This is a genomic window from Arhodomonas sp. KWT (genome assembly GCF_010993615.1).
On record NZ_WNXE01000566.1, the window covers coordinates 1 to 1,057 of the forward strand.

Consider the following 1,057-nt stretch of genomic DNA (forward strand, 5'->3'; position numbering starts at 1 on the left):
GAGCCGGAGGCCGGCGATGGTGCGGCGCGCCTTGAAGGCGGGGGGCAAAACCCTTAAGTTTGCCGCCTTTGCGCCACGGGGCGCGGGATGCGCCGGAGGAAAACACCGTGAAGATCGTCTGCCTCGACCTGGAGGGCGTGCTGGTCCCGGAGATCTGGATCGACTTCGCCGAGCTCACCGGCATCGACGAGCTGCGAGCGACCACCCGGGACGTGCCGGATTACGATGAGCTGATGCGTTTCCGCCTGGACGTGCTGGCGCGCAACGGCCTCGGACTGCCCGACATCGAGCGGGTGATCGCGGACATGGCCCCGCTGGAGGGCGCACGCGCCTTTCTCGACGAACTGCGTGAGCGCTACCAGGTCGTGATCCTTTCGGACACCTTCTACGAGTTCGCGCGCCCGCTGATGCGCCAGCTCGGCTGGCCGACGCTGTTCTGCCACGAGCTCGGCGTGGCCGGGGACGGCCGCATCACCGATTACCGGCTGCGCCTGGCGGATCACAAACGCCGCTCCGTGGAGGCCTTCCGCGGGCTGAACTTCCGTACCGTGGCCGCCGGTGATTCGTACAATGACACCTCCATGCTCGGTGCCGCCCACGCCGGTATCCTGTTCCGGCCGCCGCAGAACGTGATCGACGAGTTCCCGCAGTTCCCGGTGGCCACGGATTACGACGGGCTCGCCGGGAACATCCACCAGGCCCTGGCGACGGACTGAGTCCGCGACCGAGGCGACATGCGTGTAGCCCTGCTGTCCGACACCCACGGATTCGTGGATCCGCGGATCGCCGAGCGGGTGACGGAGTGCGACATCGCCGTGCACGCCGGCGACATCGGCGGCGCGGACGTGCTCCTCTCGCTCCAGCCCCGCGAGGAGCTGGTCGCGATCCGTGGCAACAACGACACGCCGGAGCGCTGGTCCGAGGGGGAGCGCCACGTCCTCGACACGCTCCCGGCCGAGACCGCCCTGGACCTGCCCGGTGGCCGGCTGGTCGTCCTCCACGGTGACGACAGCGGCACCCTGGCCCAGCGCGGGCGGCGCTACCGCCGCCGGTTCCA

2 protein-coding genes are annotated in these 1,057 nt (G+C 69.6%); both read left to right on the top strand.

Annotation, left to right across the window (positions count from 1 at the left end; translation table 11 throughout):
- The first annotated feature begins 107 nt into the window (after nucleotides 1-107).
- On the top strand, nucleotides 108-716 hold the full coding sequence (thrH, locus tag G7A99_RS20750; RefSeq protein ID WP_018718355.1) for a bifunctional phosphoserine phosphatase/homoserine phosphotransferase ThrH: 609 nt from the start codon (nucleotides 108-110) through the stop codon (nucleotides 714-716).
- Nucleotides 717-734: 18 nt separating this feature from the next.
- Nucleotides 735-1,057 (top strand): metallophosphoesterase family protein (locus G7A99_RS20755; protein WP_163143782.1); only part of this gene is annotated, 323 nt, incomplete at its 3' end.